This is a genomic window from Pseudomonas duriflava, assembly GCF_007830155.1.
Taxonomy (GTDB): Bacteria; Pseudomonadota; Gammaproteobacteria; order Pseudomonadales; family Pseudomonadaceae; genus Chryseomonas; species Chryseomonas duriflava.
Map to the genome: position 1 here is coordinate 81,185 of NZ_VLKY01000011.1, position 22,037 is coordinate 103,221.

Genomic DNA, 22,037 nt, shown 5'->3' on the forward strand with positions numbered 1-22,037 from the left:
TTCGACCTCTGACAACCCGTGTCTGTAAAAATCGACTTTTTCAACAGAGTCGGCCAGAAGCGGTCATCTAGTCTATAAAACCCGCCGTGATTCAGACAGAAGACGAAGGCAGCTTACAACCATGCCTATTGGGAAGAGCGAGTAGCACTGATGACTTGGTGGGAACGCTTCCGCGTAAGATCAAGCGTCCAGGTAGACGGAGTGACCCGTAATGGAATCATTAAGAAGACACCGCGACCGCCTACCCGTTCTGGATTGCTTGCCACAGCTAGACACCATCAAAGTCTGCGGCCGCGGCGTTGCGGGCTGCCGTTGCGAAATCGGACCTAACGCAAGCCGCCTCATCCGTCTCCAGCGCTCACGGCATGGACGCATCGACGTAGCCTTGAGAGCCATCTTCCCTATAGGAAAACACTCATCTTCAAGGGTGATGGATCGCGATGATGGCGAGCGGCCGGAAAACGCTTCAGGCGAAAGGTTGGGCAACGAGTGCGAGCAACTGCGCTTTATGCATCTCCGCCCAAGCACGAACGCCGATCGCGGGCCTTCCGAGCAAGTAAGGCACGTCGTCCTTGACGGTGCCCATATAGCCCATGCGCCCGTCGGCGAACTGCGTCAGAAGCTCGAACCCGCTGCGGGCATACCAGTCCTCAACCTGCACCGTGCCCTTCTTGAACCGCTCTTCCAGCTCCGCAGCCCCGAGCATTTCGCAGCGGATCGGACGGTCGAGCACTTCGCTAAACGCAATGGCCAGTTCCGAGCCGGTCATGGTTTCAGTGCTGAGATAATAGTCCTTCGAACCATGGCGTTCCGGACCGTCGCGCAAGACCTTGGCGGTAACGGCGGCCAAATAGTGAAGCGCGACGTAACCCACGCGGTTCTCCCCCCCCCCCGAATGTCGAGAACGTGCCGCCGATGGGCTGCGATACGCTGAGCATGTTCTCGAGAAACACGTTGGGATGCAGGTGCGTCCAGGCAATGCCGCTGGCCTCAATGTAGGCTTCGACTAAAGCGAACCAGCAGTATTTAGAATCTGTCGCATCCTCCGCCGCGAAGACGCCCTGGTTGACGATATGCCGCACACCCGCCTTCTTCGCCGCGTCCACCACCGTCTTGGTCTGATGCGTCATGGTGATGGTATAGCCGGTGAGAATGTTCATACGGTCTACGCCGCAGAGCGCCGGGCCGAATGTGCGCGGATCGTCGAGATCGAACATGACCGCATCGTGCCCCTCGGCGCGCAGTCGATCCAGATCCTCTTGCTTTCGCGCACCGATCCGAATGCGCGCGCCACCGGAGTCGCGGACGAGCTCTTCGCCACCCACGCGCTCTCGGTCTGGCCGGCCTCGATCGCCTCAATTACGCCGTCACGTTTGGGGTAGTAGTTGGACGTGTCGATTACCACCGTCTCGTCGGCAACATTTGCGAACAACGGCGCGATCTTGGGAATGGCGCTAAATTGCGTGGACATGATCACCACATCAACTCCAGTAACAGTCTCGGCGGAAGTGACCGACGCGCACCGCTCGCAAGCAGGTCCGCGTCAATCGTCTCAGGGCCGCGCGAGTTAGCGATCTTCACCTCGTGGCCTGCCGTGCTGAGCGTCTTCACCAGCGTTCGGCCGATATTGCCGGTGCCCAGGATGCCAATCTTCATAAAAGCTCCTTTGTCATTTCAGGTGTGTCACCCGCGCGCTCGGCCGAGGACTGGCCGCGCGCGCAGCAGGGCGCGATCTATTGGTTGATCGCCCGGTTAAGACGCGACAGGTAATCCGCGTCCGGATTGGTCGTCCCGTCGCCCATGCGTTCAGTGATGACCGCCACCGCCAGGTCGCGGCGTTTGGGCAGCCGGCCCCTTTCCGCCGCAGCCAGTGCCGCCGGTATTTCGTCCCTGCTAAGGTCCGTGCAGTAGACCGGCGAGCCGGGCTGTTGCCGCCACGAGTCCGCAAGGCTGCCCGCAGCGACCGCATCAAGGCCGCTGTCCTCGACCAACCTCATCGTAACCTCGCGATCTGTGTCGCGATCCGCTGCGACGGGGATCGCGATACGGCCTGGCTCGCCAGTGGGCTTGCCCTTGTCGGCGAATGACGCGGCGCCGATCGCGTTCCAGGCCTTGGCGATCGGATGGCCGATCTGCTCGGCAACCCACAGGCTCTCGACCTGCCCGGCCTCGATTGCGTCAATCCTGCCGTCGCGATGCGGGTAATAGTTGGACGTGTCGATCACCACCGTCTCGTCCGGGATCGCGGCCAGCAATTTTGCCGCGTCGGGGATACGGTTGAGCGGGATGGAGAGAATGACGACGTCGACGTCGACGATTGCTTCCTCCGCCGTCACGGCGCGAGCGCCGTTCATCAGAATGTCCGCATCTATGCTGCCGGGACCGCGCGAATTGGCAACTTTGAGGTCATGACCCGCTGCGCTCAGCGTGCGAACAAGCGTCTTGCCGATATGGCCAGTGCCAAGAATGCCGATTTTCATGTGCTTATCCTCTTCGTACATGCATCATCAATGCGCCACGATCCGCACAGCGGATGACGTCGCGACGTTGGACAGTTTCGTCTCGGAACCGGGATGGCGCGCTGCCTATCCCCGGGATCAGTCAGGAATGAAAGGTCACGCTTGTCTCGAGCGGCACGCGATCCATGCGCACACGATTGCCCGGAGCATTTTCATCGGGGTAGCCAAATGAGATGCCGAACAGCAGCTTCAGCTCGTCAGGGATGCCCAGGAACTCGCGGATCGTACCCGCGAAGAAGCCGAGCGCGGTCTGCGGGATGCCGCCTAGATTACGGGCGGCGAGCGACAACAGAAATGTCTGCCCGTACATACCCATGTCGCCCGCTACTCGAACATCGTCACCGAAAGACGGCATGAACAAGAACGCAGCATGGGGAGCATTGAAGAATGAATAGTTCATCGCACCCGCACGATGCCGAGCTTCCTTATCCTCGCGCATCACATTCATAGCTTCGTAATAAGCCTTTCCGAGCGCGTTATTGCGCTCCCGATACTCGCCGTAAAAGTCGTTCACATCGAATGAATAGTCCGGGGTGAATTCACCCGCATCGTTCTTTGCGTGAAGCAGTTGAGAGAGTTGCTTTAGCCTCTCGCCACGTACGATATGAACGTTCCATGGCTGCGTGTTGCAGTTGGAGGGCGCGTGTTGGGCGTCCTCCAAAACCTCGCGGATGACATTTTCAGCGGCGGGCTTGTCGAGAAAACCGCGAATGGAACGACGTATACGTACCGCGTCCTCAAAAGTTGTTGTGTTGCCGGGCATCGCTTGGGTTGCGGATTGATCAGACTGCATAGCCATGAATACCTCTTGTTGAACGAACGGTTAAAAGTCGGCGCCTCTGTCAGCTGGCCAGCCGAGCGCATCGAGTGTGTTCTTCAGATCTACAATTCCTCGCTCGTCGAGGTGGCAAGCGCTTTTGATCTGTCCACTGACAGCCAGAGCGGCTTCACGCAATGCCTCGCCCGCAGGGGTGAGGTCGATTACTACTCGCCTCTCATCAGCGACATCTCGCTTTCTGGTCACTCTGCCGGAGGCCTCTAGGCGCTTGAGTAAGGGGGTAAGCGTGCCGGTTTCCATGCTCAGCTTGGCACCAAGCTCGCCGACCGTACGAGGCGCATCGGCGAAAAGTTCCAGTAGCACCAGATACTGTGGAAAGGTAAGTTCGAGGGGTTCCAGAAAAGGCTTGTGGAGTCGCACCATGCGGTTGGCCGCGCCGTACAAGGCGAACGAGAGCTCTTTCCCGGCGCCATGCTTAATCGCATCCGAATAGGCATCAAATTGATCTGGGGCGATAGATTTCATAAGCCTCTGCAAATAATCAGTCGAGTTAACACTGTTTCGAGTCGCCGGTTCGTTACCGTACGGTGACCAAAAACCAGATATCGATGTTGCTCTTGATCGCGCTCGAGTACGGGCACACTTTGTGCGCCGCCGCTACTACTGCATTTGCAGTTGTCTGATCAACACCTGCAATCGTCACTTCCAACATTACTGAAAACCTAGAACTGCCCCGGCCGTCCGGGCTGACATCAACCTGGGCAATCACCTCAATGTCACTGTCGCGCACTCGGTTGGTTTAAGCATGGGTGACCTAGATAACCGCTGCGCTGAAGCAGATGGCATACCCAGCAGCAAATAACTGGTCAGAGTTCGTCCCTCCGCCTTCGCCACCAAGTCGCGCGGGCAGGGCACAGAGTCCACTTCAAAAACACCTCGACAGCTCGCTCAGCGGCTTAACAGAGCGCGACCCGGTACGGCCAACATCCTTATTAGGCGCTATTATATAGCGCACTATATAGTATTGCGCAACCATGCTCGGCGGTCAGAACGCCCCTCAGCTATCCGTGCTTTGAACATGCATCGCTTTCTGGGGCATTTTCTAAACTCGCGGGATGGGTCAGCAGATTCAACGTCCTTCAGCGAGGCGGTGGATTGCGTGTGAAATCCGCTCGGGCGAAGCGCTACTGATTGAGCCGCAACGCGCTGTTCTCCTGGCTTAAAGCCTCCAGCCAAATAAAGCAACTGGCTGCTTTTGGTCGATCTGCGCAGGTAACGAACGGCTGCAATGGGACGATTCTGTTGAAAAAGTCCCGTAGCGACGCTCGCCTATGAAAGAAGGTAAGCGACGCTGAAATCTGACTCGCTCAGAAGGCAGAGATGCATCGGATTTTACATAGCAATGCGAAAATCGAGCGCTTTTCGACCTCTGACAACCCGTGTCTGTAAAAATCGACTTTTTCAACAGAATCGACCGGATGATGACCGAGCCGGCTCGTTTCGTCGCCACTAAGATCTCCCAGCATGATCGCCGGGCATTTCTCTATCGCTTCTCCTACGTTGCCGATTCGCTGCGCAGTGAGACCACGGGGGCGCAGCATGCCAGCGAAATTCCCTATTTCTTCAAAACGCTGGAAGCGCGATATGGCGACAAGGTAACGGGCAAGGATCAGGCCATGGCCAGCGATGCCCACGCCATCTTCGTCAACTTCATCAAGACCGGTAATCCCAACGGTACAAATGTGGCACGCTGGCTGCCGTTCAACCGTGAAGGCAATCTGGTCTTGGATTTCACGGCCGATGAAGGTCCAGTCCTTAAAGAGGACCCCTGGAAAGAGCGCCTTGACCTGATCGAGAAAACTCAGCACACCAAACCGTAAGCCATTGCGTCGAGCCGGTCATGGCCGGCTCGACGTGCCTTTTTCCTTTCTTTTTCTCTCTCTGGCAACCCGCCCGTCATCACACTTCGCAGATTGACAATCCTGCCAATTCTTCTCATAGTTTTGCCACGCAAACGTTTGCGCCATAACAAAGATAACAATGGAGTGCACCATGAACGCATCCCGCCCTATGCGGCTTCTCGCTGCTGCTGTTCTGTTTTCCACGACTTCCGCTTTTCTGCCCTTGTCCGCGGCTTATGCTCAGGATGCGGATAAACCCAAGGTCGCGCTGGTGATGAAGTCCCTCGCCAACGAGTTCTTCCGCACCATGGAAGACGGTGCCAAGGGCTACCAGAAAGAGCACTCTGACCAGTTCGATCTGATCTCCAATGGCATCAAGGATGAAACGGATACGTCCAACCAGATTCGTATCGTTGAGCAGATGATCGTATCTCAAGTCGATGCCATCGTCATCGCGCCGGCAGATTCTAAGGCATTGGTACCTGTTATTAAGAAAGCCATGGATGCTGGCATCAAGGTTGTAAATATCGACAACCGTCTGGATCAGGACGTGCTCAAGAGCAAACAGCTCGAAGTGCCCTTCGTGGGCCCGGATAACCGTAAAGGGGCTCGCTTGGTGGGTGAGTACCTTGCCAAGCAACTCAAGGCTGGGGATGAAGTTGGCATCATCGAAGGCGTCTCTACTACCTTCAATGCTCAACAGCGCACCGCAGGTTTTAAGGATGCGATGGAAGGCGCCGGTATGAAGATTGTAGGGGTGCAGTCTGGCTCCTGGGAAATCGACAAGGGCAACGCCGTAGCGTCCGCCATGCTCAACGAACATCCCAACCTAAAGGCGCTACTGGCAGGTAATGACAGTATGGCCTTGGGCGCTGTCTCCGCTGTACGCGCTGCAGGCAAGAAGGGCGAAGTGCTGGTAGTGGGCTATGACAATATCAACGCGATCAAGCCCATGCTTAAGGACGGTCGCGTGTTGGCAACTGCCGACCAATACGGCAGCAAGCAGGCGGTGTTTGGTATCGACGCGGCGCTCAAACTGATCAAGGGCGAATCGACCGGGGCGGTTGACGGTGTCATCGAAACGCCTGTCGAGCTTGTGACCAAGCCGTAACCCCCTGTAGCCCTGGCCTTATACGGATCGGTACTTACCGGCTCCGTATAAGGTGTATTTAGAGGAGACCATCATGTCGGACAGGCCTGTCCTTTCTATTACCGGCATCGGCAAGACCTATGCGCAGCCCGTCCTGGGTGATGTTAGCCTTGAGCTATATCCTGGCGAAGTGTTGGCGCTGACAGGAGAGAACGGCGCGGGCAAGAGCACATTGTCCAAGATCATTGCAGGGCTGACACCGCCCACGACTGGGCAGATGACTTTTCTTGGTCAGCCGTACACGCCAGGTAGCCGCACCGAAGCCGAGCGTCTGGGCGTACGCATGGTTATGCAGGAGCTCAACCTGCTGCCCACCCTGACCGTTGCCGAAAACCTGTTTCTCGATAACCTGCCTAGCCGAGGTGGCTGGATTTCCCGCGGACGTTTGCGCGAGCAGGCGCGGTTGGCCATGGCACAGGTCGGGCTGGATGCTATCGACCCGGACACCTTAGTTTCCGAGCTGGGCGTAGGCCACCAACAGATGGTGGAAATCGCCCGCAACCTGATCGGCGATTGCCGCATTCTGATTCTCGACGAACCCACGGCCATGCTGACGGCGCGTGAGGTCGATCTTTTGTTTGAGCAAATTGAGCGCTTACAGGCTCAGGGCGTTGCTATCGTCTATATCTCTCATCGGCTGGAGGAGCTAAAACGTATCTCCCAGCGCATCGCGGTTCTGCGGGATGGCAAGCTTGTTGCGGTTGAGCAAATCAGCCGGTATGACACCGACCAATTGGTCGCGCTAATGGTGGGTCGTGAGTTAGGTGAACATATCGATCTAGGCGAACGCCATATCGGCAATCCGGTATTGCGGGTGGAAAAGCTAAGCCGATCAAACAAGGTCTGTGATGTTTCTTTCGAGGTGCGCGCTGGTGAAATCCTGGGCATTTCCGGTCTGATTGGTGCCGGTCGTACTGAGCTGCTGCGGCTGATCTACGGGGCCGACCCGGCTGACAGTGGTCGTATTTTCATCGGCGATCCGCTGCGTGAAGTAAAGGTAACGTCGCCTGCCGAAGCTGTGCGTAACGGTATTGCTCTGATCACCGAAGACCGTAAAGGGGAGGGGTTGTTGCTCACCCAATCCATCTGCGCAAACCTGGCGTTAGGCAACATGCCTGCTATCGCCAAGCATGGTGTAGTGCAGTCCTCTTCCGAGCTGGCGCTGGCCCAACGGCAGATCAAGGCCATGCGTATTCGCAGTTCCAGTCCGCAGCAGGCAGTAGGCGAGCTTTCCGGTGGTAACCAGCAAAAGGTTGTAATCGGTCGCTGGCTCGAACGTGATTGTCAGGTGCTTTTGTTCGATGAGCCCACTCGGGGCATCGATATTGGCGCTAAGTTCGACATCTACGGCCTACTCGGCGACTTGACTCGGCAGGGCAAGGCACTCGTCGTGGTATCTAGCGACTTGCGTGAGTTGATGTTGATCTGTGATCGGATCGCTGTGTTATCTGCTGGCCGCCTGATGGAAACTTTCGACCGTAACGACTGGAGCCAGGACCGCCTTTTGGCCGCTGCCTTTGCTGGATATAGCAGTCGCGAGGCCATGCTGAGCGAAGCGACCGCTCCATTACAGGATCTTTCCGTATGAATACTACCGTAACTCCGGCTGTGACCAAGCGCAGCAGTAGCGTATCTGGCCTCGGCACTTACCTGGGACTAGCAGGCGCCTTGCTCGCCATGATTGTGCTGTTCTCTGCAATGAGCAGTCATTTTCTGTCTTATAACACCTTCACGATGCTGGCTAACCAGATTCCGGATCTGATGGTGTTGTCGGTGGGGATGACTTTAATCCTTATCATCGGCGGTATCGATTTGTCCGTGGGTTCGGTGGTGGCGCTGGCGGCATCGGTCGTCAGTGTTGCAACATTAAATTGGGGTTGGGGCATCTTCCCATCAGCTGCCTTGGGCATGCTTTGCGCCGCGCTGGCCGGTACCGTGACCGGCACCGTAACCGTGGCATGGCGGATTCCATCTTTTATTGTCTCCCTGGGCGTGCTCGAAATGGCACGAGGATTGGCCTATCAGCTGACCGACTCACGCACAGCCTATATTGGTGACGTCTACGGCTGGCTGTCTACACCGTTTGCCTTCGGGATATCGCCGTCCTTTATCCTGGCGCTCTTGGTGATCGTGATCGCTCACGCCTTGCTGACCCGCAGTGTGTTTGGCCGTTACCTTGTTGCTATTGGCACCAACGAGGAGGCAGTGCGCCTCGCAGGTATCAACCCTAAGCCGTACAAAGTCCTGGTGTTTGCCCTGATGGGGCTGCTGGCGGGGCTAGCGGCATTGTTTCAAGTGTCGCGTCTGGAAGCGGCTGATCCTAATGCGGGTGCGGGCCTCGAATTGCAGGTTATCGCAGCAGTGGTAATTGGCGGAACCAGCCTTATGGGGGGGCGCGGTTCGGTTATCAGCACCTTCTTTGGCGTCTTGATTATCTCGGTATTGGCAGCAGGCCTAGCCCAGATTGGGGCCAGTGAGCCGACTAAGCGCATCATCACCGGTGCAGTGATCGTGGTTGCCGTGGTGCTCGATACCTACCGCAGCCACCGTGCCAAGCGCCGAGGCTAAGCATGGCAACTATCAAGGACGTCGCGGCGCTGGCCGGCATTTCCTATACCACAGTGTCGCATGTGCTCAATGGTACTCGTCCCGTCAGCCCCGAGGCGCGGGCTAAGATCGAAGCGGCTATCGTCCAGCTGGGCTACGTCCCTAGCGGGGTAGCCCGCTCGCTCAAGGCCAAGGCAACCAGTACCATTGGATTACTCGTACCCAACGGCAGCAACCCGTACTTCGCAGAGCTGGCGCGAGGCATTGAAGATCACTGCGAGCGTAACGGTTACAGTGTTATCCTCTGTAATTCCGACGATGACAACATCAAGCAGCGCCGTTACCTGCGTGTACTCCTGGAGCGACGTATCGATGGATTGATTGTGGCAACCGTCGGTGGCGATAGTGAGTTCGCCCAGGCGTTGGCCGCGGTCAAGGTTCCAATGGTACTGGTAGACCGTCCACTGGAAGGCGTCGAGGCCGATCTTGTACAGATCGATCATGAGGCGGGTGGCTATCTGGCGACCCGGCATTTGCTGGAGTTAGGCCATTGTCGTATCGCCTGTGTAGGCGGTCCTGCCGAGACCTTAGTAGCTCAGCAGCGTCTGGCTGGATATTGCCGGGCAATGAGCGAAGCAGGGCAAAGCACTCAGCCGCAGTGGTTACTCAACACCGAATTTACCAGCGCCGCTGGCTACACGGCTGCGGTGCGCTTGTTGGAAGAAGCCCCCCCCACCGCAATTTTTGCCGGAAACGACATGATTGGAATCGGGGTTCTGCGTGCCGCCGCTGAGCGTGGTCTACGTGTTCCGCACGATTTGTCAGTGATCGGTTTCGATGATATTGCTGTGAGCCGCTACCTTTATCCAGCATTGAGCACGGTAGGGCAGTCGATTCTGCAGCTGGGCGAGCGCGCTGCTGCGCAGCTTCTGGCTCGACTTGAGCAGCGGCGCCACACTCCACCCAACCATACCGTGGTGGCTCCAACCCTTGTGGTGCGTGAGTCCACCGCGGCTATCGAATTGAGCGAGAATTCATAAGATGCAAGCAAAGATTGTTGTCGTGGGAAGTCTGAACATGGACTTGGTAGTACGGACTCCACGTTTACCTGTAGGGGGCGAGACTCTGGCTGGGCACAGTTTCGTCACCGCACCCGGCGGTAAGGGTGCTAATCAGGCCGTAGCGTGCGCCCGGCTGGGTGCACAGGTCAGCATGATCGGCTGTATCGGCCACGACGCCTATGGCGAAGAGCTGCGCAGCGGTCTTGAAGCCGAAGGTATCGAATGTTCAGCCGTCGAATCTATGCCCGGCGTACCGACTGGCACCGCCTCTATTCTGGTTGATGACAAAGGGCAGAATTGCATCGTAATCGTCGCTGGCGGCAATGGTGAGCTGTCTCCGGAGCACCTGACCCGATACGACGCGACGCTTCAGGCGGCTGATGTAGTCATCGCCCAGCTGGAAGTGCCGGTTGCAACGGTCGAGAAAACCCTGACACGCGCCCATGAGTTGGGTAAGACCGTTATCTTGAACCCTGCGCCCGCTGTCGGTCCGCTACCGGCACAGTGGTACGGCTATGTGGATTACCTAGTGCCTAATGAGAGTGAAGCCAGCCTCTTAACCGGTATTGAGGTCAACTCGCAGGAGACGGCCGCTCAGGCTGCACAGAAGTTACTTGATGCAGGCACCAAACGTGTTCTGCTGACAATGGGTTCGCAGGGTGTGTTCTACAAGGATACCGAGCGCCAACAGCACTTCCCGGCGCAAGTCGTTCAGGCTGTTGATACCACAGCGGCTGGCGATACGTTTGTTGGTGGTTTTGCCACAGCCTTAGGCGAAGGCTTGCCGCTGGAGGAGGCCGTCCGCCTGGGCCAGCAGGCTGCCGCGCTATCCGTTACCCGTGCCGGTGCGCAACCCTCCATTCCCTATCGCCGCGAATTGAAGTTCTAAGGGCGCTTATGAAAAAGACACCTCTGCTTAATAGTGCGCTGTCCCGCGTGATTGCCAGTCTCGGCCATGGTGACGTCATTGCTATCGGTGATGCCGGTATGCCGGTCCCGCCTGGCGTGGAATGTATTGATCTGGCCGTGACCCACGGGGTGCCTGACTTCGCTACTACGCTGCGTGTCATCTTGAGCGAGATGAATGTTGAGTCTCATGTGCTGGCAGAGGAGACCGTTGCCCAACAGCCGCCAGCCCTGGCGGAAATTCAGCGACTAAGCGCTGCGGGTGAGTTAGGTAAGCGTCAATTAGTCACTCATGAAGAGCTCAAGGCTTTGTGCAAAAAAGCCCGCGTGCAAGTCCGTACGGGTGAGTGCCATCCTTACACCAATATCGCGCTGATTGCTGGCGTTACCTTTTAGAGGAGACCCTGCGAGCTGTTCAGCTCGCTTCCAGGGCCATACCTGGCGCAAGACATGCTTTCTTGCTCCATTAAATTGTATCTTTCAGCATGATGCGCCTGACAGCTGAACTTTTTGTTAGGGTGTTTGCCCATGATCTGTCGGGACACCGTTTAATCTTTTACGAAGGCAGAATGCTACTTTTTTCCTCGCCGACTTTAAGAAATTGCGTAGGGAAACGATCTATTATGGAACGGCTATATGTAGAGCCGATTGCCGAGCCTTCTGATGCCCAACCCGCCACGCTCCCGAAGAGATCTTCAGCATTTACGTATACAGCGTCAGGCGTTAGCCTTTTTAGCTCTTGTAATCGTAGCCATCCTTACTGTAGGAGGATGGCAGAGCTGGACAGGTTACAGGCAGTACCTCGAAATGGGCGAGGTGAACTCCGAAAATCTTGCCCGCGCTGCGGCTCAGCATGCTGAAGATGCGATCAAGGAGCTTGAAGCTTTTTCGTTTGGCATGATTGAGCGCCTGGAATCATATGGGCTGGATAATGTAGATAAGCCGAGAATGCAGCGGCTCTTTAAGAATCAAGCCCGCGTCATGAGTCAGATCCATGGCATATTTATCTATGACCAGGAGGGAAACTGGCTAATAGCTGATAAGGATACGATTCCGCCTAACGCCAACAGCGTGGATCGTGAGTACTTCATCTATCACAAGTCACACCATAACGATCATAAATTGCATATCGGCCCCGTCATTAAAAGCCGCTCAACAGGTGACCTGGTCATTCCTGTCTCCAGACGCATTAACAACCCAGACGGAAGTTTCGCGGGCGTTTTTCTAGTGACGCTTTATGTAGATTATTTCATTAAATTTTATGAAAGCTTTCGCCTGGACGAACAAGGGATCTTTGTTATTGCCCTACGGGATGGCACCGTTCTGGCCCGCCGCCCCTTCGTCGAAAAGATGATCGGTACAAGTTTGGCGAAAGGCGAAATCTATACCAAGCATTTGCCTTATGCGCTTTCGGGTACTGCTCATATCACGTCAGTAGTCGATCAAGTACAAAGGGTAAACAGCTATAGACAGCTGGAGCGTTATCCCGTGGTTGTGCAGGCAGGCCTGTCGCGGCAGGCTGTTCTGGCGCCGTGGTATCAGGACCTTTACAGGTCAGCTGTCGTCGTGGCTGTTGTTATCCTGGCCCTGTTGTTTTTTGGTAGTGTACTGCTTCGTCAGATCCGCTTTGGTATAGCGGCGGAGAAGGAGCTGCGGCAGGCACATGCCGCGTTAGAAACGCTTGCCTTACAAGACAGCCTGACGGGGCTGGCCAATCGGCGGCATCTGGACGCCGTACTCCTTCTCGAAATAAGCCGGGCGCGTCGTACGCACACTCCGCTCGGTCTGGTCATGATTGATATCGATCATTTCAAGCGCTACAACGATCTCTACGGACACCCTGCCGGTGATGCTTGTATCAAGACAGTGAGCGATGCCGTCAAAGCTTCTGTCAGGCGAGCAGGCGACCTGGCGGTGAGGTACGGGGGGGAAGAGATCATGGTCCTGCTTCCAGGATCAGACGAAGTAGGTACCTATCAGGTTGCAGAAAATATTGCCGAGGCTATTCGTGAGCTCCGCATCGTGCACGCCGGTAGTGAGCATGGATACGTTACTATCAGTATAGGTACATACACATACTCGCCTAGCGAAAAAGGACTTACTCCCAACATACTGATAAAAGCTGCCGACGAAGCACTTTATGCAGCCAAGGAGCAGGGCCGAAACCGCATACATCCTTCCCTATGCTTGCTGTGAGTTAATGGTGTCTATGTGATCTCGACGCGGTGAGATGTTGTTTTAACAACTATTAACGTGAAGTCATGCTGCGTTGGGCTCATCGAGTCGCTTTTACCGCAGCGGCAGTAGGGTTTTGTTAGGATTGGACCATACGAAGGGACATTAGCCCGTCCCTTCGTATGTCTGGCAGTTGGATGTACTAACGCGGTTGGAGTAACAGCGCTACCAGTGCGCTCCAGCCTGTCTGGTGAGAGGCTCCCAGACCTCGTCCCGTCTCGCCATGAAAATACTCATGGAACAGCACCAGATCCCGACTGGCCGGATCGTTCTGCAATTGCGGATAGGCCGACATGCTAGGTCGATTTCCTTCTTCATCCTTAAGAAACAGGCGCGTGAGCCGTTGGCTAAGGCTGTTGGCTACATCTTCCAACGAGGCCAGTTGGCCTGAGCCGGTCGGGTACTCTACTGAGAAATTACTGGCGTAGTAACGAGCGAACTCGTGCAGCGATTCAATCAACATGTAATTGATCGGCATCCACAGTGGACCGCGCCAGTTTGAATTACCGCCGTACAAACGCGAATCGGATTCCGCAGGTTGATAACGTGCACTAATCAGGCTCCCGTCCGACTGGCGCATTTCAAAGGGCGATTCGGCATGCGCCTTGGACATAGAACGAATACCGAATTCAGAGAGAAATTCGCTTTCGTCAAGCATACGAGTAAGCAGATTCTTGGTGCGCTCACTACGAAGAAGGGCAAGCAGAAACCGGTTGCCTTGGCCAGGTTCGGTCCAGCGCGAAACCAATTTTGCCAGGTCCGGACGGTAGCGTAGGAAGCTGCGCAGGCGGCCATACAAACCGGGCAAGTCCTCGTATTCCCGCTGCTCCAGAACCTGTACGGCAAAAAGCGGAATAAGTCCTACAACGGAGCGCAGCCGCAAGGGCTCACACGTGTTATCAGGGCGGTGCAGCACGTCATAAAAGAACTCGTCCTGTTCGTCCCACAAGCCGTCGTGACGTTCTTCGCCCGAATTAATCGCTCCTGCGATGTGCAAGAAGTGTTCGAAGAACCGTACACCCATATCGACATACACGGGGTTTTCCTTGGCTAGCTCCAGGGCCATACGCATCATGTCCAAAGCATAAGCGGCCATCCAGGCCGTGCCGTCTGCCTGATCCAGGTGATAACCGGGCGGCAGTTTGGCTGAGCGATCAAACACCCCGATGTTGTCGAGGCCTAGAAAGCCGCCCTGAAAGAGGTTACGGCCTTCAGCATCCTTACGGTTCACCCACCAGGAAAAGTTGAGCAGCAGTTTATGGAAGACGCGCTCCAGGAATTGGCGATCACCCTTGCCGGTAAGAGACTTGTCTTGCTGATAGACACGCCAGGTAGCCCAGGCATGTACAGGAGGATTGGAGTCCTCGAAATTCCACTCATAGGCCGGTAACTGGCCATTGGAGTGCATGAAGCGGTCCTTGACCAGCAGGAGTAACTGCCGTTTGGCAAAGCCAGGGTCAATAAGAGCATAGGCAACGGCCTGGAAGGCCAGATCCCATGAGGCATACCAGGGGTATTCCCACTTGTCTGGCATGGACACGATGTCAAAGTTGACCAGGTGACGCCACTGACCGTTACGGATGTGGTTACGTACCTCAGGCGGCGCAGGCAAGTTGGGGTCGCCGTTCAGCCAGCGGTTCACCTCAAAATAATAGAGCTGCTTGGACCAGAGCAAACCGGCAATCGCCTGCCGTTGAACGTTGCGTTCATCCTCATGGGTAATGTTGCGTTGCAGTTCGGCAAAGTAGGCGTCTGCCTCTGCGCGGCGCTCTGCAATAACGGCGTCGGCCTCGACCGGCCCAGCTTCCTTGGGAGCCAGACGCAAGTACACCTGTGCGCGTCCTTCGCCAGGAAGGTCGAGTACAAAATGAGCCGCAACCTTGGTTCCTTCATCGCGGCGAACGGCGTCGGCCACACCGTCCACAACGTAATCATTGATCCCATCCTTGAAAGGCCCCGTTACATCGTCACGGCCTTCAAGTTTTTGAACATTAGTCTCGTTGGAGCAGAACAACCATTCATGGGAGGAGTCCCCCCAGGCTGTTGCCCATTGATCGTGCCAGTCATAATTGGTAGCAAGAACATGGCCGTCATCTTGTAGTGCCAAGTGCGCCCGTTTCGGTGAGCCCGTCCAAGACCAGGTATTTCGTGTCCAGAGATGCGGTAGAACATGCAGCCGCCCAGGCTCGGCCGAACGGTTTTCAACGGTTACCCGCATAATGATGTCATCAGGAGTATTTTTGGCGTACTCAACGGTGACATCAAAATAGCGATTGTCGTTGAACACACCTGTATCGAGAATTTCATACTCGGCATCTCCCAGTCCGCGCCGAGCGTTTTCTTCTACTAGATCGGCATAGGGAAACGCGGCATGTGGATATTTATAAAGCATGCGCATATAGGCATGGCTGGGAACACCATCCAGATAGAAATACAACTCCTTGACGTCTTCGCCGTGATTACCTTCGGCGTTAGTCAGGCCAAATAGGCGCTCCTTAAGAAACGGGTCACGACCATTCCATAGCCCCAACGCCAGGCACCATTGCTGGGCTCTGTCAGAAAAGCCTGCCAGTCCATCTTCACCCCAACGGTACGCGCGACTGCGGGCATGGTCATGAGGAAAATAGCTCCAGGCATCACCTGAGGCGCTATAGTCTTCACGTACAGTTGCCCATTGCCGCTCGCTTAGATACGGACCCCATTTTCGCCAATGATCGGCTTCAGGCCCGGCGAGCCGCTGACCCTCAATGGTATTCAGAATGCCGGGTGCGGGATGTGTCGTCATTGTCTCTCCTTCGGTGGGTCTGTATCTACATAGACACCTCGATCCCGCAGGATTCAAACCCAAGGGCCATGGTTATAGGAAAAGCCCTATCCCCATGCTCGAAGTATGAAAGGATCGAACATTCTACTCAGGTTTAGGTTCAGGCTCGTGCTTGGCAGTGGCGGGGCGGGTTACGCCTGAAACAAGCCATTTTCTCCAGCGTAGTTGATAACAGATAGAAACGTTTCTAGGCCCTTTTTTTCACCATGGTGCGTGCATGCCTCCATGCGCGCTGTTTTAGTGCTTTATAGGTGAGAGTGCTGGCTGAGTGATTGAGCCGCCAGTTGCACGTTTATGCTTATGTAAACCGAATGGTAGAAAAGGTTAGAGGAAGCGGAGGGAGAAGGTGTACCCGCCTTTGCAGGTACGTTTGATGAGCCGCGCCAGCGATTTCTGGCGGCGCGGCTGAAAAGATCAGAAGTGATACTTGACCATTAGGCTGGCAGTATTCTGGTCCGTCGTGCCTACAAAGTTCTCGCTGACGTAGCCCCCATCCTTGATACCGTACTTGTTCTTCCAATAGTCGTATTCGAACCCGACATATAAGTGCTTGGCTTCCAGATTCAACGCCTTACCAAGGTCATAGGACACTTGCGGATTGAAATGCAGATTGGCATGGTAGTCTCCCTTGTTGTTGACTACCCAGTCCATGTATCCATCAATCAGGATATCCGAGCGGCCGACGGGAATGGTGTAGGACCAAGCTGGTGTAACCTGCCAGGCACCGGAAGGAGTTGTCGTGCCGTCAGGCTTGCGGTAGTAGATGTTTACTTGGAAATAATCGAAGCCGGGAATCTTTAAATCGAAGCCAGGACCGATCAGGTAGTTACGATTATCCCGAGTACCACTGCCATCGTTCTGGTCGTATTCGAGAGTTGCCGCTAGCAATACATCACTGATCGGCCCAAAAGACAGGTCCGTACCGGAAAGCTTGCCAAAGGATAGCCGCGGGCTGAACTCACCGTAGAAGCCATGGTTGCCATCGGAATCCGTAGCACCGCTGTTAAACCAGATGCTATCTACAAAAAGAAAAACATCGCCCCATGTCCAATTGCTCGCATGCTCAAACGTCACGGTCTGCTGAATGGCGGGATCAATGCGAAAGTTCTGGCCATACAGGTAAGTCAGACTCTCGCCATGCCACAGCATTGGACTTTCAGCCATGGCGTGCCCAGTCGCCAGCAGGCTTGCGGCCAAGGTTAATGAGGAAACGGTACGGCTCATCAAAGGTGCTCCTGATTTCAAATTGAACCTGGCGGATTGGTCAGGTTTCTAGTGTTGGCTTTTAGCAATATCCACGCCAAGCGAGACGGCTTCTGGGCAGAGTAAGCGCTTGATAGAAGAGGCATCTGAGGCGGGCTAACAGGTACTGGTGAAAAAGCCGGGCATTCTATAGAGCGCGCTTGGCAATCAACAGTGTTTTTAATAAGGGTATTTAGTGGAGGGACAGGCGTTATGTGCTAGGCCGGCGGACAGCTAGACCCGGATTTGGAAGATCCATACGCCTGCGGGCTCGATAACGTCTTACCAAAGAGAGGTTCTTGAAATCCGACGGATCATAACTATCTAAGCCAAACGTTTTGTCGCATTGAGCGTCTAATTACGATCCATACTTCATGCTCATGCCGGGTATTGCTGTTCCGGTGTAGAACCTCATCTGTCAATGCAGGCAATGCCCGTGTTGTAATTCAAGAGGAAAGCTCCATGGCTCGTACCACCCCCATCGATCGCTATCGCAATATTGGCATCGTCGCCCACGTAGATGCCGGAAAAACCACGACTACTGAACGGATCCTGTTCTACACCGGGGTCAACCATAAGATGGGTGAAGTGCACGATGGTGCTGCAACCATGGATTGGATGGTCCAAGAGCAGGAGCGCGGCATTACCATTACGTCAGCTGCTACTACAGCATTTTGGGCCGGCTCGACCAAGCAGTTCGATCGTCACCGTATCAATATTATCGATACCCCCGGCCACGTGGATTTCACCATTGAAGTCGAACGCTCATTGCGTGTACTGGATGGCGCCGTCGTAGTGTTTAGCGGTGCGGATGGCGTCGAGCCGCAGTCCGAAACGGTATGGCGCCAGGCCGATAAATATCACGTGCCGCGTATTGCGTACGTCAACAAGATGGACCGCGCCGGCGCTGAATTTCTGCGTGTAGTCGAGCAGATCCAGAAACGCTTGGGGCATACGCCCGTACCCATCCAGTTGCCGATCGGGCGGGAAGAAAACTTTATAGGGCAGGTCGATCTGCTCAAAATGAAGGCTATTTATTGGAACGATGAGGATCAGGGCTTGACTTACCGCGAGGAGGAGATTCCCGATGAGCTTCGTACCCTGGCGGAAGAATGGCGCGAGCGCATGGTGGAAGCGGCGGCGGAAGCCAATGAAGATCTTATGGGTAAATATCTTGAAGGCGAGCCGCTGACGAATGACGAAATTCGCCTGGGCTTACGCCTTCGCACATTGGCCGGTGAGGTGGTCCCTGCGGTTTGCGGGTCTTCCTTCAAGAACAAGGGCGTACCGCTGGTTCTCGATGCGGTGATCGAATACCTCCCTGCACCCATTGAAATCGCGGCGATCAAGGGTGTCCATCCGGACGATGCGGAAAAGACTGACGAGCGTCATGCGGACGATAACGAGCCGTTTTCCGCCCTGGCCTTCAAGATCGCGACCGATCCCTTCGTGGGCACGCTCACGTTTGCCCGCGTCTATTCCGGCGTGCTGTCTTCCGGTGACTCGGTCCTTAACTCGGTGAAGGGCAAAAAGGAGCGCGTGGGGCGGATGGTGCAGATGCACGCCAACACTCGTGAAGAAATCAAGGAAGTTCGTGCGGGCGATATTGCAGCCCTGATCGGCATGAAGGACGTCACGACGGGCGATACCTTATGTGCAATTGAGCATCCCATCATCCTCGAACGAATGGATTTCCCGGAGCCGGTCATTTCGGTGGCGGTAGAGCCGAAAACCAAGGCGGACCAGGAAAAGATGGGCATTGCGCTTGGCAAGCTGGCTCAAGAAGACCCGTCCTTCCGGGTCAAGACGGACGAGGAGTCCGGACAGACGATCATTTCCGGTATGGGTGAGTTGCACCTGGATATTCTTATCGACCGGATGAGGCGCGAGTTTGGCGTTGAGGCCAACATCGGCAAGCCGCAAGTGGCATACCGGGAAACCATTCGCAATACCTGTGAAATCGAAGGCAAGTTTGTGCGCCAGTCTGGTGGTCGTGGTCAGTTCGGTCATTGCTGGATTCGTTTCGCACCGGCTGACGAAGGTCAGGAGGGGCTCGAGTTCACCAGCGAAGTCGTAGGCGGCGTGATTCCAAAGGAATACATCCCTGCGATCCAAAAGGGTATCGAAGAACAGATGAAGAACGGTGTTATTGCCGGCTATCCCTTATTGGGTCTAAAGGCAACGGTGTTTGACGGTTCCTATCACGATGTAGACTCGAACGAAATGGCGTTCAAAATTGCGGCCTCAATGGCGACAAAGCAGCTCTCTCAGAAAGGAGGTGCTGTTCTGCTTGAACCGATCATGAAGGTCGAGGTTGTCACGCCGGAAGAGTACATGGGCGACGTGATGGGCGACCTTAATCGTCGGCGCGGGCTGATCCAAGGGATGGAAGACACTTTGTCCGGCAAGGTAGTGCGTGCGGAAGTTCCCTTAGGCGAGATGTTCGGGTACGCAACGGATGTGCGTTCGATGTCCCAAGGGCGGGCCAGCTATTCCATGGAATTTTCCAAGTATGCCGAAGCGCCGAGAAACATCGTTGAAGCCATAATCAAAAAAACGACCTAAGCCTAGTACTTACTTATTGCAGCGGCCTCCTTTTTTGGAGGCCGCTGCATATAAGGGTATGGTTTTTGGCATTAGGTCAAAGCCGTGCCTTAGGATGCCTGGTTTAGGCAAGAGGTTTTAATATGCTTGGTACACACCCGGTCCACCGTTTGAATGCCCGCCGAAAATTCGTGGTGTCGTGAAAGCCGAGATAATCGGCGACTTCCTCATTTGTAAGTCCCCTGGACCAGTACAAGTACAAGGCCACATGCTTGCGCACTTGATCATAGACGGCCTGAAAGTGGGTTCCATGCTTGTGCAATTTACGCTTGAGCGTAGAAGGGCTAATGCCCAACTGGACGGCGAGTGATTCCAGACTGGCCGGCTGGCGTGCATCCGCCTGGAGCAAAGCATAAATATGCTCCAGAAAGCCCTGCTCCATAGCCTGACTGGCTTGTTCAGTGAGTGCGTCCCGCTGGGCGATCCGCCCGGCTGTACTCTGGGCGCGCGGCCAGGGTTTAATCAGGTATTCCCGCGCAATGATCATGGCATCTATCTGGGCATTGAAGTGAAGCTGGTTGCCCAGATGGGCCTGGTACTGTTCGAGGTACGAGGGCTGTGCATGGCTGAACAGGAAATGCCAAGGCAGATGCTCGCCTGACAGCCAACGGCACATGGCGGCAACAGTGGTCTGGCAGGTTTCGGCCATGAAGCGGCGGGTCGTTCCGGCCCCACAGCTGTCGATCCAGTACAGGCACAAGTATTGCTCATCGTGGACCAGACGGGGCGCGAACAGAGGACTCAGCGAGGCGCGATGTCTGACCAGCAGGTCCAGGGCCTCCTGAAGGTTGGCCGCATGGCTCAAGGCCAGGCTCGCGGCGCCGTAGTGCCCCGGCAATAGCCGTTGACCCAGGAGAAAGCTGGTGTCCGGTGCGCTCAGCAGATGCTCGGCATTCTGTAGCAAACGCAGGAAGTGTTCCGGACTGATTCGAGTCTGCCCCGCCAGCACGTCGTCATAGAACAGGCCCGTACCTCGCATTAACCGATGCTGCTCGATCCCCCTGCTCAAGGCTAGGTCAATCAGGCAGGCCGGTTGATGGTGCGCCGGAATACAACGCTGGTCCCGCTCATACCAGATCATCAGGCCGCTCTCCGAAGGGTGTCCTGTTTGGCCTGGGCAAGGGCCGACTGCAGCCGTTCCAGTACCTGCTCGGCTGATTCGTCCCCCGCGATGCAGACCGCGGCGGTGATCGACAAGGTCAGCGTTTCGCCGTGCGACTGGCTTTTGTAGGCGAAGTGGCGTACGGCGCGTTCGAGTTCCTGGGCCAGTGTTTGCGCCAGAAACGTGCCGGTATTGGGCAGCAGGGCGACGAAGCGATCACCGGCCAGGCGGCAGAGCAGATCATGCTGGCGCAGGTTCATGATGAGGAGTTGACTGACCGCCTGCAGGACACGATCACCTTCGGCGTGACCGTGAACTCGATTCAGTACGGCGAAATCATTCATGTCCACCACGATCAGGGAAAAGGTCTGCTGCGTCTCAAGGTAACGCTTGCGCTCAAGCTCAATCTGGCGCTTGAGATAGTCCGCGCTGCTCAACGGCGTCAGCGTGTCGAAGTGCAGGTGCTCGCGGAACAGGCGTTCCCGTTTGCGCATCTGCTGGTTGAGGCCCAATTGCTCACGATGCCAGTGGTACAACCCGATCGTGAGGAGAAGCAGGCCGATCGGCATCGGCGTCGATTCCAGCCAGTGATCCCAGTGCAATGCCTCGGGCAACTGCATGAATTCGTCTAGAAAGTCCATCCAGAGGGAAAAAAACACGCAACCCAGTCCGGCCGTGAGCAGGGTCGTCACGCGGCCGGCGGGTCGGCTCTTGAGAATCAGACAGATCCAGATGAACGCCATCATGGCCGAGCCGCCCTCACCGAGAATATCGAGGATCACGAATTCATCGAGGGGTTTGAGAGCGCCTGCCAACAGGTAACTCAATAGCCCGGCATGGGCGCAGGTGATGATCGACAGTAATTTGAGGCGATGAAATTTCCAGTAGCTGAGCATGACCGTGGTTCCGAACGAGATGGCGGAAGCAGAGCAGATGTCTGTGACAGTTTGGTGATGCTGGGGCAGGTGCAATCGGCTCAGGCAAAAACAGGCCGGAAAGCGAAAAATCCGACCCGGCACCTGCCCTTGTCCATCAGAGAAAGGAGCCGAGTCATCCCGCTGAAAGGCGCATCGGCGCTGATGTTCCGGTACGGGGCGTCTCGGCCGTGACGTCCCGTCTTCACGAGTGGCTGAACCACGACTACCTACCTATGCAGGGTCCGATCAGC

The 22,037-nt window shown here is 55.7% G+C and carries 21 protein-coding genes; 9 read left to right on the forward strand and 12 right to left on the reverse strand.

What is annotated here, in order from left to right; genetic code table 11:
- Positions 1-466 precede the first annotated feature (466 nt).
- From IQ22_RS16005 to IQ22_RS24160, 8 genes are all read right to left on the reverse strand, one after another.
- Positions 467-769 carry a Rossmann-fold NAD(P)-binding domain-containing protein gene (locus tag IQ22_RS16005; RefSeq protein WP_158635444.1) on the reverse strand — a complete coding sequence of 101 codons (303 nt, stop codon included), beginning with the start codon at positions 767-769 and terminating at the stop codon, positions 467-469.
- Between the two features lie 4 nt (positions 770-773).
- Positions 774-1,283: an NmrA family NAD(P)-binding protein gene (locus IQ22_RS16010; protein WP_244309222.1), complete on the reverse strand. Its 510-nt coding sequence runs from the start codon at positions 1,281-1,283 to the stop codon at positions 774-776.
- Complete coding sequence (locus tag IQ22_RS23605) at positions 1,166-1,471, reverse strand: NAD(P)-binding domain-containing protein (protein WP_244309228.1); 306 nt, start codon at positions 1,469-1,471, stop codon at positions 1,166-1,168. The genes IQ22_RS16010 and IQ22_RS23605 overlap by 118 nt, the downstream gene beginning before the upstream one ends.
- Positions 1,472-1,473: 2 nt before the next feature.
- Complete coding sequence (locus tag IQ22_RS23435; protein ID WP_208733654.1) at positions 1,474-1,656, reverse strand: NAD(P)-binding domain-containing protein; 183 nt, start codon at positions 1,654-1,656, stop codon at positions 1,474-1,476.
- A gap of 77 nt (positions 1,657-1,733) precedes the next feature.
- Entirely contained in the window at positions 1,734-2,480 is a 747-nt protein-coding gene (locus IQ22_RS16020) for an NADPH-dependent F420 reductase (RefSeq protein WP_145143799.1), read from the reverse strand.
- A gap of 121 nt (positions 2,481-2,601) precedes the next feature.
- A complete protein-coding gene (locus tag IQ22_RS16025) occupies positions 2,602-3,318 on the reverse strand; it encodes a nitroreductase (RefSeq protein ID WP_145143801.1) in 717 nt (238 codons plus the stop codon).
- A 24-nt stretch (positions 3,319-3,342) separates the two neighbouring features.
- Positions 3,343-3,822: a MarR family winged helix-turn-helix transcriptional regulator gene (locus tag IQ22_RS16030; RefSeq protein ID WP_145143803.1), complete on the reverse strand. Its 480-nt coding sequence runs from the start codon at positions 3,820-3,822 to the stop codon at positions 3,343-3,345.
- Positions 3,823-3,874: 52 nt separating this feature from the next.
- A complete protein-coding gene (locus IQ22_RS24160) occupies positions 3,875-4,087 on the reverse strand; it encodes an OsmC family protein (protein WP_208733655.1) in 213 nt (70 codons plus the stop codon).
- Positions 4,088-4,736: 649 nt separating this feature from the next.
- Between IQ22_RS24160 and IQ22_RS16040 the strand changes: the two genes are divergently transcribed.
- The 8 genes from IQ22_RS16040 to IQ22_RS16075 all read left to right on the forward strand — a co-directional run bounded on the left by IQ22_RS16040 (position 4,737) and on the right by IQ22_RS16075 (position 13,058).
- Positions 4,737-5,177: a carboxylesterase family protein gene (locus IQ22_RS16040; protein ID WP_244309207.1), complete on the forward strand. Its 441-nt coding sequence runs from the start codon at positions 4,737-4,739 to the stop codon at positions 5,175-5,177.
- A 172-nt stretch (positions 5,178-5,349) separates the two neighbouring features.
- Complete coding sequence (locus IQ22_RS16045) at positions 5,350-6,309, forward strand: sugar ABC transporter substrate-binding protein (protein WP_145143805.1); 960 nt, start codon at positions 5,350-5,352, stop codon at positions 6,307-6,309.
- Positions 6,310-6,382: 73 nt separating this feature from the next.
- Entirely contained in the window at positions 6,383-7,936 is a 1,554-nt protein-coding gene (locus IQ22_RS16050) for a sugar ABC transporter ATP-binding protein (protein WP_145143807.1), read from the forward strand.
- Positions 7,933-8,916: an ABC transporter permease gene (locus tag IQ22_RS16055; protein WP_145143809.1), complete on the forward strand. Its 984-nt coding sequence runs from the start codon at positions 7,933-7,935 to the stop codon at positions 8,914-8,916. Before IQ22_RS16050 ends, IQ22_RS16055 begins: the two co-directional genes overlap by 4 nt.
- A gap of 2 nt (positions 8,917-8,918) precedes the next feature.
- Positions 8,919-9,935 (forward strand): LacI family DNA-binding transcriptional regulator, encoded by a 1,017-nt coding sequence (locus IQ22_RS16060; protein ID WP_145143811.1) that lies wholly within the window; start codon positions 8,919-8,921, stop codon positions 9,933-9,935.
- A gap of 1 nt (position 9,936) precedes the next feature.
- Positions 9,937-10,845: a ribokinase gene (rbsK, locus tag IQ22_RS16065; RefSeq protein ID WP_145143813.1), complete on the forward strand. Its 909-nt coding sequence runs from the start codon at positions 9,937-9,939 to the stop codon at positions 10,843-10,845.
- An 8-nt stretch (positions 10,846-10,853) separates the two neighbouring features.
- Positions 10,854-11,258: a D-ribose pyranase gene (gene rbsD, locus IQ22_RS16070; protein WP_145143815.1), complete on the forward strand. Its 405-nt coding sequence runs from the start codon at positions 10,854-10,856 to the stop codon at positions 11,256-11,258.
- 267 nt (positions 11,259-11,525) lie between these two features.
- Complete coding sequence (locus IQ22_RS16075) at positions 11,526-13,058, forward strand: sensor domain-containing diguanylate cyclase (RefSeq protein ID WP_145143817.1); 1,533 nt, start codon at positions 11,526-11,528, stop codon at positions 13,056-13,058.
- 181 nt (positions 13,059-13,239) lie between these two features.
- On the opposite strand, the gene IQ22_RS16080 is transcribed toward IQ22_RS16075, so the two are convergent.
- On the reverse strand, positions 13,240-15,882 hold the full coding sequence (locus tag IQ22_RS16080) for an MGH1-like glycoside hydrolase domain-containing protein (RefSeq protein ID WP_145143819.1): 2,643 nt from the start codon (positions 15,880-15,882) through the stop codon (positions 13,240-13,242).
- Between the two features lie 453 nt (positions 15,883-16,335).
- Positions 16,336-17,145: an outer membrane protein OmpK gene (locus tag IQ22_RS16085; protein WP_145143821.1), complete on the reverse strand. Its 810-nt coding sequence runs from the start codon at positions 17,143-17,145 to the stop codon at positions 16,336-16,338.
- A gap of 480 nt (positions 17,146-17,625) precedes the next feature.
- Here IQ22_RS16085 and fusA point away from each other — a divergent pair, with 480 nt between their 5' ends.
- On the forward strand, positions 17,626-19,728 hold the full coding sequence (gene fusA, locus IQ22_RS16090) for an elongation factor G (protein ID WP_145143823.1): 2,103 nt from the start codon (positions 17,626-17,628) through the stop codon (positions 19,726-19,728).
- 103 nt (positions 19,729-19,831) lie between these two features.
- On the opposite strand, the gene IQ22_RS16095 is transcribed toward fusA, so the two are convergent.
- A complete protein-coding gene (locus tag IQ22_RS16095; protein WP_145143825.1) occupies positions 19,832-20,848 on the reverse strand; it encodes an AraC family transcriptional regulator in 1,017 nt (338 codons plus the stop codon).
- The gene (locus IQ22_RS16100; protein ID WP_145143827.1) at positions 20,848-21,765 is read right to left on the reverse strand and encodes a GGDEF domain-containing protein; all 918 of its coding nucleotides are present in this window, start codon (positions 21,763-21,765) and stop codon (positions 20,848-20,850) included. Before IQ22_RS16100 ends, IQ22_RS16095 begins: the two co-directional genes overlap by 1 nt.
- Positions 21,766-22,037 lie beyond the last annotated feature (272 nt).